We start from the raw sequence: 15626 nt of genomic DNA on the forward strand, positions 1-15626 counted from the left end.
GCTCCAAGTCACTACGATTCAAGATCACTTTAAACCAGGCTCGCTTAACTTACTATCGCTACCTTATTTGGGGTGATACTAAGTAGGCGACGCATAATGTCGTTTAATCATGCTAGTTTACAGTAGTGGGTTTAGGTACGATGACGGTTAGAATAATTTAAGGATATCAAATGAGTGAAATAACGCCAGGTATGATTGTTGTACACAGCCATAGGTTAGAGGAACTAACCGATCTAGTGGTTGGTGTGACTCAGCGCTATCCTTTGCAGCCCCTAGAAACCGAGACTGTTTTAGTGCAATCGAATGGTATTGCACAATGGTTGAAGTTGCATGTAGCACAGACCACGGGCATCGCTAGTATGTTAGAGGTGACGTTACCCGCGCGGTTTCAGTGGCGAGCTTATCGGGCCGTGCTTGGCGATCAACTACCCACCTCGTCCCCCTTTGATAAAAACCGTCTAACCTGGCGGATATTTCGGATCTTGCCACAGCATTTGGCCGAGCCGGAATTTGCGGTGCTGCAACGCTATATGAAAGATGATAGTGACCAGCGTAAGTTGTTACAGCTAAGCCAGCGCTTGGCGGATTTGTATGATCAATATCAAATGTATCGGGCTGACTGGTTAGATAATTGGGCCGATGGCAGCAGTACCGACGTGCAGGTGGATGCTGACGATCGTTGGCAGCCGCTATTATGGCGCTATTTGCTGGCCGATGTTGGAGACCAACGTTGGAATAACCGGGCTACTTTGCATCGCGAATTCATCCAAGCGGCACAACAGCTCACTGCCGCCAGTAGGCCCAAGAACTTACCGCGGCGAGTGATTATCTTTGGTATCTCAAGTCTGCCCGAGCAGTTACTCGAATTATTTAATGCGCTGAGCTCGTGTGTGCAGGTGATTTTGTGCGTGCACAACCCTTGTGCTGAGCATTGGAGCCATATTGTTGATAATAAGAGAATTTTGGAGCAAGAGGGATTGCATGCTGAAGCCAATCCACTGCTAGCAGCATGGGGCAAGCAAGGCCGCGATTACATTCGCTTGCTAGAGCTTGCCGATGAGTCTGCAGCAGTACGCGAACAGCTTAATTATCTAAAATCTGATATTTTTCCGCACAGCTTGCCGCCACAACCTAGTGTTTTAAACATGCTGCAAGACGATATTCTGCACTTGCGCAGCGTGGCTGAGTCACAGCAGCAGTGGCCGCAATTACAACAGCCGCAGGCCATGCAGTTTCATTGTGCGCACAGCCCACAACGTGAAGTAGAAGTGCTTCATGATCAGTTGTTGGCTTGGTTTGCCGAAGACGAAACCTTGCAGCCGCGCGATGTGATGGTGATGGTGCCAGATATTAACTTGTATGCACCGCATATCGATGCGGTATTTGGGCGTATCGAGCGCAGCGATCCTCGTTTCTTACCTTACACTATTGCCGACCAAGGTCAGCGTCATCGGCATCCCATCCTGATTGCGCTAGATTATGTGTTGGCGATTCGGCAACAACGAGCCACCGCCAGTGACATCATTGACTTACTGCAAGTACCAGCGGTGGCCGCCAAACTGGGCTTGGCTGAGCAACACTTACCCCTGCTGCAGCGCTGGATAGAGCAAGCCGGTATCCGGTGGGGGTTGGCGGCTGAGCATCGGACTGCGCTAGGATTGCCCAGTAGCGATAGTAACAGTTGGATGTTTGGCTTGCGGCGGATGCTGCTGGGTTACGCAACCGGAGCAACCCCACTGCTAAATAGTGAGTGGCTAGAGACCGAACCCTATGCCGATGTGGCTGGTCTTGAAGCCGAAGCGGCTGGTGCTTTATTACTGTTTATTGATCGCCTCTTGGCGCATTTTAATGCCGCTGAACAACCGCGTACCCCACTGGATTGGACCGAGTATTTAGCTGGGCTGCTTACCAGCTTATTTGTAGCTAGCAGTGATGCCGATGAAATTCTCTTGCAGCGGTTACGACAGCAATTAGAGCAATGGTTGCAAGCTTGCGACGAAGCCGGTTTTATGCAAACTATACCGCTTACAGTGGTCACTGAAAGTTGGTTGAGTGAGGTTGATCAACCGCAGTTAAATCAACGCTTTTTAGCCGGCAGTGTGAATGTGGCAACACTGATGCCGATGCGTGCCATCCCGTTTAAAGTCGTTTGTTTGTTGGGGATGAATGATGGTGATTATCCGCGCTCGCAAAAGCCCGTTGATTTTGATTTGATGGCGAGAGATTTTCGTCCTGGTGATCGCTCTCGTCGAGAGGATGATCGCTACTTATTTTTAGAAGCTCTGCTATCTGCGCGTGAGCGTTTTTATGTCAGCTGGCACGGGCGTAGTATTCGCGATAACTCTGAAAAGCCACCCTCGGTGTTAGTGAGCCAGCTATTAGAACACTTGCAGCGTCTATGGGGGCCCTATGCGTGGGTACAAGAACATAAACTACAGCCGTTTAGTCGCGCTTATTTTAAAGCCAACCAACCGCAGTACCAACAGTGGTTTACCTTTGCTGAAGAGTGGCAGGTCGTTCATAGCGAGCCAACCGATACGCTCAATCAACCGATAGTGACCTTGCCGCCTTTTGTCCAAGAGGGTGAGCTTACCGTAAGCCAATTGACGGACTTTTTTAAAGAGCCGGCCAAGTTATTGATGAACTTGCGCTTTGGGGTGTATCTACGTGAACAACAGTTAACGGCAAAGGATGACGAATGTTTTGTGCTGGATGGCTTAAGCCGCTGGCAATTAACGCAAGAGGCGCTGACAGCGGTGCACGAACCGCTGTTGCAGTCAGCTGATGCAGGGCATTGTCACATGTACTTGCAACTAGCACTGGCACGTTTACAGCGCCAAGGTAACTTGCCGCAAGGGGCTGCTGGTGAGCTCATGAAGCAGGATATCGCGGCCCAAGTACAAGCCATCATCGCCCAAGCGCAGCCACTGTTAACCGAGTATAAGCAGCCGGTGCCGGTGCAAACAATCAGGGTACAGAGTACCGAATTAACGCCACCCTTGACGGTTAGTGAAACCTTTCAGGGACTGCGGCAAAATCATGTGGGTGAGCGCTTACATTTGATCTTGAGCCCATCAAAACTGGTGCACTCAATAGGTAAAGAATTACAACCACGCTTAAAGCATGCCGTGCGTTGTTACCTTGAGCATCTCTTGCTGAATACTGCGGCGCCCACGCAAACCTTCATGTTAGGGCCGATTGGTGGTTTAAGTTTAGCGCCGCTACCTACGGCTAATGCACAGGTACAACTGCAGAATATTTTGGCGGCGGTGGCAGAAGGCTTAACCCGGCCATTACCGCTGGAGCTTGAAACTGCTGCTGCCGGGTTAGTTGCTCACCATAAGACCTTAGCTAACATGCTCAACGCAGAACAACTCGAGCTGGAGCATGATGATGCCGAGGAGGCTTACCAAGATGGCAATAGAACAGTGGCGGCGTTGGTCACCAGTAAAAGGTACGTGGCACGGTTTTATCCAACTTATGCTGAGTTAGTGGCAGATCAACAGATGCTGGCGTGGGTCAAGCGGTTGTATTTACCTTGGTTTGCCACGTTAACCGTAATTGGCCATGGTAATGAAGGTGACACAGGAGAAAGTGAATGAGCATGGAACAAGCTACCGCATCGCCCGCAATTATTAGTTTAGATCCTGTAACTATGCCACTGGTGGGCAGTCGTCTGATTGAGGCCAGTGCCGGTACCGGTAAAACTTACACCATCGCAGCTCTTTATGTGCGTCTCGTGCTCGAGCGTCGGTTGCTACCCAAGCAGATTCTTGTGGTGACTTTTACCGAAGCGGCCACCGAAGAATTACGTGATCGTATTCGTGCCACCTTAAGTGAGGCGGCCGAATATTTTCGCGATAGCCAGGCCGGCACCGACAAAGACTATCTAGTGACCTTACGTGAGCAGCAAACGGATTTGCCAGCGGCTGCACAATTGTTAGCGCAGGCGGCTCTAAATATGGACGAAGCCGCAGTACATACGATTCATGGCTGGTGTAATCGGATGTTGCGAGAGCATGCATTCGCGAGTGGCAGTTTATTCACTCAGCAGCTGAATACCGACAATCAGGAGCTTTGGCTACAAACAGCGCAGGACTATTGGCGCAGTTTTATTGCTCCATTAGCGGCCAACGAAGTGGCGCTTTATCAAGCTTTTATTGAAGCTTTTGCGACCCCCGCAGAGCTTTTAAAACGTGCGTTAAAGTTAGTGGCTCATACGGAGCTGTTACCTCAGGTTGTACCGCATCAATTATTGCAGCAACAAGCCGAGCAAATTGAGCAACTAAAACACACTTTTTTAGAGCTGCCTTGGGCTAAATGGAGTGATGACATTGTCGCAATCATTGGGCAATTGCGCACTGAGGGTAAACTCAAGAATGCGAACAAAATTCAAGCCGCGTCGGTAGCTAAATGGCATCAACAGTTATTAGCTTGGGCGCAGCAACTGGCGGCTGGGCAATTGGTGTTGCAACCTAGCCTAAAGCCAGAGTCCGGATTTGTGCGGTTAACACCCGATGGCATGGACGAGGTGGTTCCTAGTGGCGTTCCAGAACATCCATTCTGGCAGAAATTTGCTGATTTGCAGCAAGCGGTAGCCAAATTGCCCGAACTCAAGACCCCCTTGCTACAACATGCGGCTCATTGGTTGCAGCAACGTTTTGCCGAGCTACAGCGTCAGCGTGCGGAAATGGGCTTCGATGACATGCTCACGCGTCTGCGTCGAGCTCTACACAGCGAGCAGGGACCGCTCTTGGCAAGCACCATCAAGCAGCAGTTTCCCGTTGCTATGATTGACGAGTTTCAAGATACCGACCCGGTACAGTACGATATTTTTGATCGGGTTTACGATATTGCTCATACCGCCGACCCGTGCGGGGTGTTTTTGATCGGCGACCCTAAACAGGCGATTTATTCGTTTCGTAATGCTGATATTTATACGTACTTAAAGGCGCGGCGGGCTACCACTGGGCGTCATTACACCTTAGCTAAGAATTTTCGTTCTACCCATGCCATGGTTGCCGCCACCAATGGGTTATTTAAGCAGGCGGAGTCCTCGCCGCTGGGTGCGTTCATGTTTGCCGACCCCAGCAGTGCCGACAACCCCGTACCTTTTATCGAAGTGGCGGCAAATGGTCTATCGCGCACTTTTGTGGCAGCACAACAGCCACTGGCAGCGTTACAGATTGCCATGTATGACCCAGCTGACAAGACCTCGGATGGCGAATGTAAAACAGCCTTGGCGCAACACTTTGCGGCTACTATTGTGCAGCTATTGAATGACCCAGACAGCGGTTTTAAGGCTGCGGATGGCGCCGTGCAACGGGTGCAACCAGGTGATATTGCAGTGCTTGTTAATAGCGCCAATGAAGCTCGGCTCATGCGTGATGCCTTGCGCCAGCGCCAAGTGCAAAGTGTCTATCTGTCGGATCGCGACTCTGTGTTTGCCGGCGTGGTGGCTACTGATTTACTCACCTTATTACAAGGCTGTGCACAACCTCGTGATCCTGGCCTAGTGCGGGCAGCATTAAGCACCCAATTATTGGGTCTAAGTTTAGCTGAGCTAGATGACTATTTTAGTGATGAATTGCGCTGGGACCAATTAGCCGATCAGATGCTCGAATATCATCAACGTTGGCAGCGACAAGGGGTGTTGCCGATGCTGCAGCGGTTGCTGCATGATTTTAAAGTGCCGGCTAGGCTGCTGCAGCAGGTACAGGGTGAGCGTCAGTTAACCGATGTATTGCATTTAGCCGAATTGTTGCAGCAGCATGCTGCGGTGACTGAAGGCATGACCGGAGTGCTACGCTATTTAGCCGAACATATTCAATTGGCGCAACAAAGTGACAGCCGCACCGATAGCTCAGAACAACAAGTACGACTTGAAAGTGACAGCCAACTGGTGCAGGTGATCACTATCCATAAATCTAAGGGATTACAGTATCCGTTAGTCTTCTTGCCCTTTATCAGCAACGTCTGGCCGAAGCAGTTTCGGGTGCAGTATCCGGCTAGTTATCACGACGCTAATGGTGAGTTATGTTTTGCTTACGATAAGCAGGATGAAAAGGGAATTGAAGCGGCCGAGCGAGAGCGTTTAGCCGAGGATATTCGCAAACTTTATGTGGCAGCCACGCGGGCGCAATACGCCACATTTGTGGGGATTGCACCCTTTAAAGAATTTAAGAATAGTGCCCTACATTATATTCTGGGTGGTTTTAACGGCCCCATCAAAAAACTGAGTGGGCTGCTGTTGCCCGGCACTGCTGCGGTACAACAAATTACCGCTAGCAGCTCCCTTGAGACTTATCAGCCGCCATTGCAACAACTACCGCAGCTAGCGCATTGTCGGATGCCAGCTGGATATCAACTGCAAAGTTGGTGGGTGGCCAGTTACAGTGCCTTGAAATATGGCGAAATGAGTTTGGTTGAAGATGATTCCGATGGTTTGAATGTGCTCGAGGGCCGATACGACGATGCCCCTGAAACTAGCCCAGTGGGGCTCACCAGCGAGTTATTCGAGCAAGCGCCAGTGCTAGGAACCATTCATGGTTTTCCGAAAGGCGCTGGCCCGGGTACCTTTTTACACCATTTACTAGAAACAGCTGCCGATGAGGGTTTTGCCACTGTGGCGGCATCTACTGAGTTGGGTGACCAGCTGGCAGAACAAGCAAGCTTAGTTGAAACGTGGGCGGAGGAAGCCGACATGCTGGGCCACTGGCTGGTTCACTATCTGAAGACACCGTTTAAGGTAGGCGAGCATCAGCTTCGCTTAGCTGATTTAACAAACTATCAGGCTGAGCCTGAGTTTTGGTTTGAGGCTCGCAGTGTGTCGGCACAGAGTATTGACCATTTGGTGCGTAAGTACGTGCTAGTAGGGCATCAACGCCCGCTGTTATTACCGGCAAAATTGAACGGCATGTTAAAAGGCTTTATTGACTTAGTATTTGAATTTGATGGTAAATATTATGTCGCTGATTATAAGTCAAATTACCTTGGGGCGAATGCGGAAGCTTATACCCAAACGGCTATGCGGGATAAAATTTTAGCCAGCAGATACGATTTGCAGTACGTGATTTATACCTTGGCCCTGCATAAACTGTTACAAGCACGATTAGGTGATGCCTATGACTACGATACTCATGTGGGTGGTGCTGTTTATCTGTTTATGCGGGGGTATGAAACCGATCATGGCGGGGCGTTTTACGACCGTCCACCGCGCGCCTTAATTCTTGAGTTAGAAGCCTTATTTATGGGCACCACAATGAGCACAGCGGAGGTGACCCATGGCAAATAGCCCGATGAAGTTATCTGTGGTTGAGATTCTTGAGCCAATGCATGAACAGGGTTGGATTCGCTCAATCGACTTAGCGCTGGCCAAGTACTTAGAGCAGCTGGCCGGCCCTGACGAAGAAATTTTGGTGTTATTCGGCGCATTAGTAAGTCATCAACTGGGGCGAGGTCATCCTTGTTTAGATTTGCATGGCTTACTCTATGACCCTGAAACTACCTTAGCGTTGCCACCTGAACACGCCAGTGCGCTGGCTAGAGAGGACTGCATGCGGCCAGCAATGCTGGTGTGTTTGTACTTTCGAGATTACGGCAGCATTCCGATGCGTAGTAAATTGCTGCAGGTGTTACCAGAAGACCCCGCCGCACCGATCGGGAGTTCGAATAGCCCGTTAGTGTTAGCGCCGAACGGAAGGCTCTATTTACGTCGCTATTGGAATTATGAGCTAAGCATCAAAAATGATTTGCGACAACGTATGCGGCAGCAGCCGTCGGTGGATAGCGCTGCCCTCAAGCAGGTGCTGGATGAGTTATTTGGGCCGCTCACTGCAGCGGACGAGTATAGTTGGCAGCGTTTGGCTTGTGCGTTAGCCATGCGTAGCTGTTTTACGATTGTTACCGGCGGGCCCGGTACCGGTAAAACCTATACGGTAGTACGTCTACTTGCTACCTTACAGCGTTTGCGGGAGCAGCAACAACCGCTGCGCGTGCGTCTCGCAGCGCCTACCGGCAAAGCAGCCGCAAGAATGAGCGAAGCTATTAGCACCGAGTTAAGTAATCTTAATTGCAGTGATGGCTTGAAGGCAGAGATCACTACCGAGGCCGTTACCTTGCATCGTTTGTTAGGCTCGCTCCCGCAGCAGCGTGGCTTCAAACATAATCACAGCCACCCGTTAGCTGCTGATGTGTTGATCATTGATGAAGCCTCAATGGTTGATATTGAAATGATGGCTGCGGTGGTTGATGCCTTACCCGCACATGCCAGGTTGATTTTGCTGGGCGATAAAGACCAACTGGCTAGTGTTGAAGCTGGCGCTGTGTTGGGACAGCTTTGTCGAGAGGCTGAGCATGGGCATTATAGCGACGCTACCGCCAATTGGCTGAATGAAACCTCAGAGCAACCTTTGCCGATGGATAAAATGGATCCGCAAGGAGAGCAATGGCCTTACTTACAACATACGGCAATGTTTCATGTGAGCCGTCGTTTTGACCCCAACAAAGGCATTGGCAAATTAGCCAACGAGGTCAATCAGCAACAGGTGGGCTGGTTAAATGATTGGATGTACGGCCAAGAGCAAGCAACTGCCCAACAGCAGCAGTTAGATAACATTGACCTGTTGGTGGTTGAGACAGCACGCGCTCCTGCGTTTAAAGAGCTGGTACTCGAAGGCTTGAGCGGCTTGTCAGAGCTGTTACAGCAGCGCCCCGCACCTAGCGCCACCGATGTCGAATTTGATGACTGGGCGCGAATCGTTCTAACCCAGTTAGGGCAATTTCAATTGTTAGCAGCTACGCGGGTTGGCGAGTGGGGCCTGCAGGGCTTGAACGAGCAAGTGATTCGCTGGTTGCACGGTGATTTAGAGCATGTGGATGGTTGGTTTTACGGCCGCCCAGTGATGATAACGCAAAACGATTACAGCATGAATCTGCGTAACGGTGATATGGGTATCGTGTTGCAGCGGCGACCCGATGAGCCGCTGCGAGTGGTATTTTGGGGCGCCGACCAAGGAATACGTTGGATTGTGCCTAGTCGTTTGAGTTTTGTTGAAACCGCCTACGCCATGACGATTCATAAGTCGCAAGGCTCGGAGTTTGCGCATACCGTGGTGGTGCTGCCAGACCGAGATATGCCGGTGTTAAGTAAAGAACTCCTTTATACTGGAATCACACGCGGCAAAACTCGAGTGAGTTTGGTTTGCGCTAATCCTTGGGTCATCATACAGGCGGTAAAACGCAAAATTTCCCGCAGTGGAGGGCTATAGCTATGGCCGCGATTATGATTTCTCAACGTGTATCGATCCCGGAACAAGAGCTTGAATGGCAGTTTGTACGCTCAAGTGGAGCAGGCGGGCAACATGTCAATAAAGTTTCCACGGCAGCCCAACTGATTTTTGATATTCAGGCCTCGTCGTTACCTGATTTTTATAAACAGCGGCTATTGGCGAAAAGCGACCACCGTATTACTCAAAGTGGCAAAATCATCATCAAGTGCCAAGCGTCACGCAGTCAGCAAGCGAATCGTGAAGAGGCCTTGCAGCAATTTATTGACCTGGTTGCGAGCGTCAATGTGATCCGCAAAAAGCGGATTGCCACTAAGCCAACCAAGGCCAGTCAACAGCGCCGTGTAGCCAAAAAGAAGCAGCGCGGTGATATTAAAAGTTTACGCAGAAAGCCGGCGGACTAAACACTATGTGACCTTTTTGTGATTGCGTGATGGTTAGGTTTCGGGTAATACTGAAGTACAATAATTAAACAAGCGTTTGATTAATAATCAACGCGCCATAACAACAACCACAGAACAAAAGGTACACCTATGTACACTCCTAAATTCAAACGGTCGCTGCTGGCGACCCTAGTCCTCAGTAGCTCTTTAGCTCTTGCGGCATGCGGTGATAGCGAACCGGATACGCAGCCTGAACCAGAAACACCACCCCCAGCACCCAGCGGCTTAGTGGCATTCGCGCCGAATGGCCAGCTCGATGCTAAAATTCAATGGACTGATTACGGCGTACCTTATGTAAGCGCTGACAATATGGAAAGCTTAGGCTATGGCGTAGGTTATGCTTTCGCTCAAGATAATATCTGTATATTAGCCGACCAAGTGGTGAAATTTAATTCTCAACGTGGCTATTACCACGGCCCTGATGCGGTGCCAGGTTCAGGTGATTCAGAAAATATTCTGACAGATTTTGGCTTTTTAACGTTGGGGATTCGCGAAAATGCAGAAGTAGGCTTTGAGCAAATTAGCGAAGAAACCCAAGCACTGATCACCGGTTATGCCGCCGGCTACAACCGCTATTTAGCTGATACTGGGGTAGCTAATATCGACCCCGCGTGCGCAAATGCGCCATGGGTGCAGCCGATCACGCCGATTGATTTAATGACCTATGCGCAGGGTGTGGCTTTATTACCGGGCGCCGCTAATTTCACCGGGCCGTTATTTTTAGCCGTACCTAGTAATCAAAGTATTGTCACTGATGCTGCCACAGGCCAGCCGGTGCCATTGAAGTTTGAGCCGCAGTCGGTAGGCATTCCGGATACTAACCCGACTGAAGCGGGCTCCAACGGTTGGGCTATCGGTAAAGATCTTAGTGCCTCGGGCCAAGGGATGCTGATTGCTAATCCACATTTTCCACACTCAGGGAACCAACGTTTTTGGCAGTTTGGTATTGAGGTTCCGGGCCACTTAAAAGTGGTTGGTGGTTCGCTCTCGGGGATGCCAGGTATTATCAACATCGGCTTTAACGAGGATGTAGCTTGGACCCATACGTTTTCTACAGCATCACGCTTTACCATCCATCGCTTAACCCTGGATACCAATGACAGCACAGGCACTACCTATCTGTTAGACGGTGAACCGGTGAAAATGACCACCAAAACTCACCAAATTCGCGTTGCTAATGGCCCTGATAGCTACATGACGCTTAGAAAAACCAGTTATTACAGCGAATTTGGCCCCCTAATTATTGTTCCTAATGCCTTGCCATGGGGGAATGATGCGACCGGTCAAGTAGCAGCCTATGCCTTGCATGATGCAAACCTTCCTAACTATGAACTGTTTGACCATTGGTTTGGGATGAACCGAGCTAGCAGTATTGCTGAATATAAACAAACCTTTGCTGACTTTACCGGAACGATATTTAACAATGCGATGGCGACGGATAAAGACGGTAATGTGTTTTTCAGCGACGGCTCTTCGGTACCTAATATTGCACCAGAAGCTCTAGCTGTTTGGTCACAGCATCCGTTGTATCAGGCTTTAACCCAGCAATCGGGCTTATTTATCTTCCCCGGTGATGATAGTGCCTTTATGCCACAGGGTACCGTGCCTTTTGCGCAAGCACCGCAATTGGAGCGTACCGATTTTGTCCAAAACTCAAACGATAGTTTTTGGTTAACCAATCCAGAGGCACCGATTTCTGGGGTATCGCCATTGTGGGGTCCGGTCGGTAATCAGCAGTCGTTACGCTCGCGCTTAGGGCAAAAAATGCTAGCTGAGGGTGGTTCGGCAAATGGATTGTTTACCCGTGCGGACCTAGTGGATCGCTTGATTGGTAACCGCAACTATTTAGGTGAAGCCATTTTGACCGATCTACTGGCTTTATGTGACGCACAAACAACGGATGTGATAGCTCCGGCTTGTGGTGCTTTAGCGCAGTGGGACGGCTTAATGAATGTGGACAGCGTGGGTGCCATGGTGTTCCGTGAATTTGCTTTTGAGTTTAATCGTAACCCGCAATGGCAGGTTCCTTATAACCCAGAGCTACCGCTTACGACGCCTCATACCTTAGCTGCTAACGAGGTTGTGGTGCAGCAATTAGCCGCTGCACAGCAACGTATTATTGGCGCTGGATTAGACATTAATGCGCCCTTGGGCAGTGTGCAGTTTGTTGAGAAAAGTCTAGCTGATGGCAGCGCTTCTGGCCTGAAGCTGCCATGGGGCGGAGCTCACAATATTGAAGGTGGCTTTAACGTATTCCGCAGCAATATGGGTAACGATGGTACGGTATTGCCGCGTCATCGCTATCCGTTATTGCCAGGATCTGACTTGAGTGCTGCCGCTGGCGGTTACCATATTACTTATGGTTCAAGCTGGATGTTCGCTTTAGAGTTTACTGATGATGGCCCGATTGCAGAGGGTTTGTTATCTTACTCGCAAAGTTCAAACAGTGAATCAGACCACTTTATTGATCAGACCTTGCTTTACTCGAGCGAGCCACAACTACGTCCGCTGTATTTCCATCAAGCGGATATCGACGCCCATACTGAGGTTGAATTACAGCTTACTGGCAGCAGCCAGTAAGCCGTTAGCCAGGGTTAGTCGGCAAGAAACTGAAAGCCACCTTCAAGTCGTTGAAGGTGGTCTTCAGCTCCACAAATCTGATAACGACCACTCTGCTGTTGCTCATCTAACTGTTGCCACAAACGAATACGAGCTGGCAGGGGGATCGGACGCTTGAACGACACATCAATGGCACGCACGGCTTTACCAGCGGCACGTTCAATTTCTGCTTGAGCTCGAGCTGCCATATACATCCCATGAATAATAGGTTGTTCAAAGCCAAACCAGCGCGAGACTAACGGATGTAGATGAATCGGGTTAAAGTCACCTGATAAGCGCGCGTATTGGCGCCCACTCGCTTCATTTAATTGCCATTCCGACAAAGCTTGCCAGGGTTCACTGGGCCCTTCGGCAACTTTCTTGTCGCGAGACGGAGCTTTTGCTGATGATTTCGGCATCACTTGATATTCGCTGGTACAGGTGACGACCAATTGTTCGTCTTGCCAGAACTCAACGGTAAATAGCGGGCGCAAACGGCGCGGCGACACTTTGGGTCCACGCGCAGGAATAGCAATGCTTGCTTTGATAATAAAGTCGGTATTTGTTGCCACCGCTTGATGTTGTTCTAGAGCGTTACTCACGTGCACTAGCCCAGGTGCTGGCCAAGGGAACTGTTCACCAAGCATTTGCGCTAAGTGTACGCGCTGTGCCAAACAGTACATTAAGGTTAACGGCACCTCATTACTGAATCCGGCAAAGGCTTCGTGATAGCGCTGTAAGCGCTCATTAGTAAAACCTGGAGCTTGAAACACATCACTTATTTGAAAAGCATCTGCGGCTACATCGTCTTTTCGCGCCACGGTAAATAGTGAACGAAAAAACATGCCTGGCAAATTTGGCAGTGTGGTTGGGTGTTCCATATGCATAACGCCAAGTCCTTAAACAAAGTCAGGGTGTATTTATACCATAAATTTGCTGGAATCAGGTTATACCTCTAGTAAATTCAAGCCGAAATCTAAAAATACTTATCAGAATGGAGTGTAAAAGTTTGACTAATGACCTATCTTGAATCATATTTTAGTTAATTGCGAAATACAAAAGCAAGAAAGCAGCAGGAGATTCGAGATGGCTAATGTGATCGTGATAGGTGCTGGTTTAGGTGGGGTGTCCGTTGCTTTTGAGTTACGCGAACGCGCGATGACGTGGTGATGCCAATTGCTAAGTACCTGACCAAGCGGGGGGTGGCCTTTTCTCCTGCTGGCGTAGCTGCTATCGATGCTGCGAATAATCAGTTAACTTTGGGTGATGGTAGCCATCGAGCTTTTGATTATTTAGTGATTTGTAGTGGTCCGCGGCTGGCATTTGAAGCTGTGGAAGGCAGTGGTCCAGAGGGCTTTAGTCAGTCTATTTGTACGGTGGATCATGCAGTGAAAGCGCATGAAGATGTTAAGCGTCTTTATTCAAATCCAGGCCCAGTGGTGATCGGAGCTCTGCCTGGAGCCAGTTGTTTCGGCCCTGCGTACGAGTATGTGTTGTCGTTGGAATACGAATTGCGTAAACGCAAAATCCGTGATCAAGTGCCAATTACCTTTGTGACGCCAGAGCCTTACATTGGGCATATGGGCTTAGGCGGTGTCGGTGACTCAAAAGGACTGATGGAGCATAAGTTCCGCGAGCATGGCATTCGCTGGATTTGCAACGCCAAGATCACCAAGCTCACTGACGGTGTAGTACATTTTGATGAACTCGATACCAAAGCTGAGGTAGTAGCAAGCCAGCAGCTTGAGTTTGCTCATTCGATGTTTTTACCCTCATTCAGAGGTTCAGAGGCCATTGCGGCAGTGCCAGACCTATGCAACCCCAAAGGCTTTGTGATCACTGACAAATATCAACGTTCTCCTACGTATAACAATATTTTTGCAGCCGGTGTCTGTGTTGCCTTGGCCCCTATTGAAACCACACCAGTGCCGGTTGGGGCACCTAAAACTGGCCTCATGATTGAATCAATGACGACCGCTATTGTGCATAATATTTGTGCGCTAGTAGAGGGTAAGCAGGTGGACTCAATTCCTACGCTGAGTGCTTTGTGCTTGGCAGATATGGGGAATACCGGTGCGGCATTTTTGGCAGTACCGCAAAATCCACCACGTAATCGTAATTGGACGGGCTCAGGTAAATGGGTTCATTTAGCCAAAATAGCCTTTGAGAAATACTTTATGTTTAAAGTTAAACGAGGTACTAGTGAGCCGGTATATGAGCGAATTGCACTTAAGTTTATGGGTGTAGAGCGGTTAAAAGATAAATAAACAATGGCCGCTTAATAGCGGCCATTATCGTCTTTTTTCTTACCGTTATCGTCTTTCTTTTTCTCTTTATCTTTGAGCAGCGCTTCACGCTCGGTGGTGCGTTGCTCTTTTAGAGCTTCTTTTTCGGCTTTCATTTTTTCACGTAGGGCTTCGCGTTTGGCTTTAAGTTCTTCGCGTGCCTGTTCTGCCGTTTGTTTGCTTTGTTCCTTGGCTTGTTCGCTACTTTGTCCATGAGCTGGTTGAGCCAACAGAGCTAAGCTAGCCGCAGCTAAGATCATCATCAGAATATGTCGCATAAGTATTCTCCGCTAAGTTGAGGTCAATGCCATAACAACCAGAAAGGCATTCTAGCACATAAGTTAAGCGGATTAAGCTTGACTATACAATGTAGCATAGTTACTTTTTGCTTTATCTTTACAGGATGGATTGCATGCGTCATGGTGTGACGCATATTGGCGGTAAGCTACAAAAGTAAAAGAAACAATAAGTAGTTGAGACAAGGAGTATGTCTGTGCAGAGAGTGATGCGATATTTGATGTTGTTGCGGCATATTCCGCGGCAGCCTCAAAAGATAGATGTGAGTTCGCTATGTGATAAGCTCGTCACGCATGGGATTGATGTCAGCGTTCGTACCGTGCAACGCAATTTAGTTGAGTTGTCAGAAGTTTTCCCGCTAGTTGCAGATGAACGCTCACGACCGTATGGATGGAGTATTGTGCAAGATGCGCCTTTATTGCCGCTGTTGTCTATTCCGTCTGATGGTAAAAGCAATTTTGCGGTGCAGACCGTCAAACTAAAATGTCAGCCATGTTTACGACATTTTCTGAAATCGCAGCCGTTGTTGCCGAATCAGAAAATCGAAGAAAATGGTGAGTCAATTTTGTTAACGGCGCAGTTGCCTCTTTCAAAAGAGTTAATCAGTTGGGTCTTAAGTTGTGGTCCCTATGCAGAGGTACTGGAGCCTAAACAACTGCGTGTTGAGATAGCCAAGCAGCTGCGAAAAATGGTTGAGATCTATCCGCACTCCTAGC

9 protein-coding genes are annotated in these 15626 nt (G+C 49.2%); 7 read left to right on the top strand and 2 right to left on the bottom strand.

Annotation, left to right across the window (positions count from 1 at the left end):
- The first annotated feature begins 170 nt into the window (after positions 1-170).
- From recC to KGF88_RS13480, 5 genes are all read left to right on the top strand, one after another.
- The gene (gene recC / locus KGF88_RS13460) at positions 171-3602 is read left to right on the top strand and encodes an exodeoxyribonuclease V subunit gamma (RefSeq protein ID WP_153826888.1); all 3432 of its coding nucleotides are present in this window, start codon (positions 171-173) and stop codon (positions 3600-3602) included.
- Complete coding sequence (recB, locus tag KGF88_RS13465; protein ID WP_162014574.1) at positions 3599-7294, top strand: exodeoxyribonuclease V subunit beta; 3696 nt, start codon at positions 3599-3601, stop codon at positions 7292-7294. The genes recC and recB overlap by 4 nt, the downstream gene beginning before the upstream one ends.
- Positions 7284-9269 (top strand): exodeoxyribonuclease V subunit alpha, encoded by a 1986-nt coding sequence (gene recD, locus KGF88_RS13470; protein WP_153826886.1) that lies wholly within the window; start codon positions 7284-7286, stop codon positions 9267-9269. The genes recB and recD overlap by 11 nt, the downstream gene beginning before the upstream one ends.
- Before the next feature lie 2 nt (positions 9270-9271).
- A complete protein-coding gene (arfB, locus tag KGF88_RS13475; RefSeq protein ID WP_110075498.1) occupies positions 9272-9691 on the top strand; it encodes an alternative ribosome rescue aminoacyl-tRNA hydrolase ArfB in 420 nt (139 codons plus the stop codon).
- A 129-nt stretch (positions 9692-9820) separates the two neighbouring features.
- Positions 9821-12310 (top strand): penicillin acylase family protein, encoded by a 2490-nt coding sequence (locus KGF88_RS13480; RefSeq protein ID WP_153826885.1) that lies wholly within the window; start codon positions 9821-9823, stop codon positions 12308-12310.
- A 14-nt stretch (positions 12311-12324) separates the two neighbouring features.
- Here KGF88_RS13480 and KGF88_RS13485 read toward each other — a convergent pair whose 3' ends face one another.
- Entirely contained in the window at positions 12325-13215 is an 891-nt protein-coding gene (locus KGF88_RS13485) for a MaoC/PaaZ C-terminal domain-containing protein (protein WP_153826884.1), read from the bottom strand.
- A gap of 282 nt (positions 13216-13497) precedes the next feature.
- On the opposite strand from KGF88_RS13485, the gene KGF88_RS13490 reads away from it, so the two are divergent.
- A complete protein-coding gene (locus KGF88_RS13490; RefSeq protein WP_228759543.1) occupies positions 13498-14595 on the top strand; it encodes an NAD(P)/FAD-dependent oxidoreductase in 1098 nt (365 codons plus the stop codon).
- A gap of 11 nt (positions 14596-14606) precedes the next feature.
- Here KGF88_RS13490 and KGF88_RS13495 read toward each other — a convergent pair whose 3' ends face one another.
- Complete coding sequence (locus KGF88_RS13495; RefSeq protein WP_110075495.1) at positions 14607-14891, bottom strand: hypothetical protein; 285 nt, start codon at positions 14889-14891, stop codon at positions 14607-14609.
- Between the two features lie 215 nt (positions 14892-15106).
- On the opposite strand from KGF88_RS13495, the gene KGF88_RS13500 reads away from it, so the two are divergent.
- Positions 15107-15625: a WYL domain-containing protein gene (locus KGF88_RS13500; protein ID WP_162014575.1), complete on the top strand. Its 519-nt coding sequence runs from the start codon at positions 15107-15109 to the stop codon at positions 15623-15625.
- The last annotated feature ends 1 nt before the right edge of the window (position 15626 follow it).

The organism is Idiomarina loihiensis (genome assembly GCF_024584785.1).
Lineage (GTDB): Bacteria > Pseudomonadota > Gammaproteobacteria > Enterobacterales > Alteromonadaceae > Pseudidiomarina > Pseudidiomarina fusca.

Bases quoted from the DNA above. Each gene is read 5' to 3' on its own strand.
- arfB (WP_110075498.1), top strand. From the start codon at position 9,272: ATGGCCGCGATTATGATTTCTCAACGTGTATCGATCCCGGAACAAGAG.
- recD (WP_153826886.1), top strand. From the start codon at position 7,284: ATGGCAAATAGCCCGATGAAGTTATCTGTGGTTGAGATTCTTGAGCCA.
- KGF88_RS13480 (WP_153826885.1), top strand. From the start codon at position 9,821: ATGTACACTCCTAAATTCAAACGGTCGCTGCTGGCGACCCTAGTCCTC.
- KGF88_RS13490 (WP_228759543.1), top strand. From the start codon at position 13,498: ATGCCAATTGCTAAGTACCTGACCAAGCGGGGGGTGGCCTTTTCTCCT.
- recC (WP_153826888.1), top strand. From the start codon at position 171: ATGAGTGAAATAACGCCAGGTATGATTGTTGTACACAGCCATAGGTTA.
- KGF88_RS13495 (WP_110075495.1), bottom strand. From the start codon at position 14,891: ATGCGACATATTCTGATGATGATCTTAGCTGCGGCTAGCTTAGCTCTG.
- recB (WP_162014574.1), top strand. From the start codon at position 3,599: ATGAGCATGGAACAAGCTACCGCATCGCCCGCAATTATTAGTTTAGAT.
- KGF88_RS13485 (WP_153826884.1), bottom strand. From the start codon at position 13,215: ATGCATATGGAACACCCAACCACACTGCCAAATTTGCCAGGCATGTTT.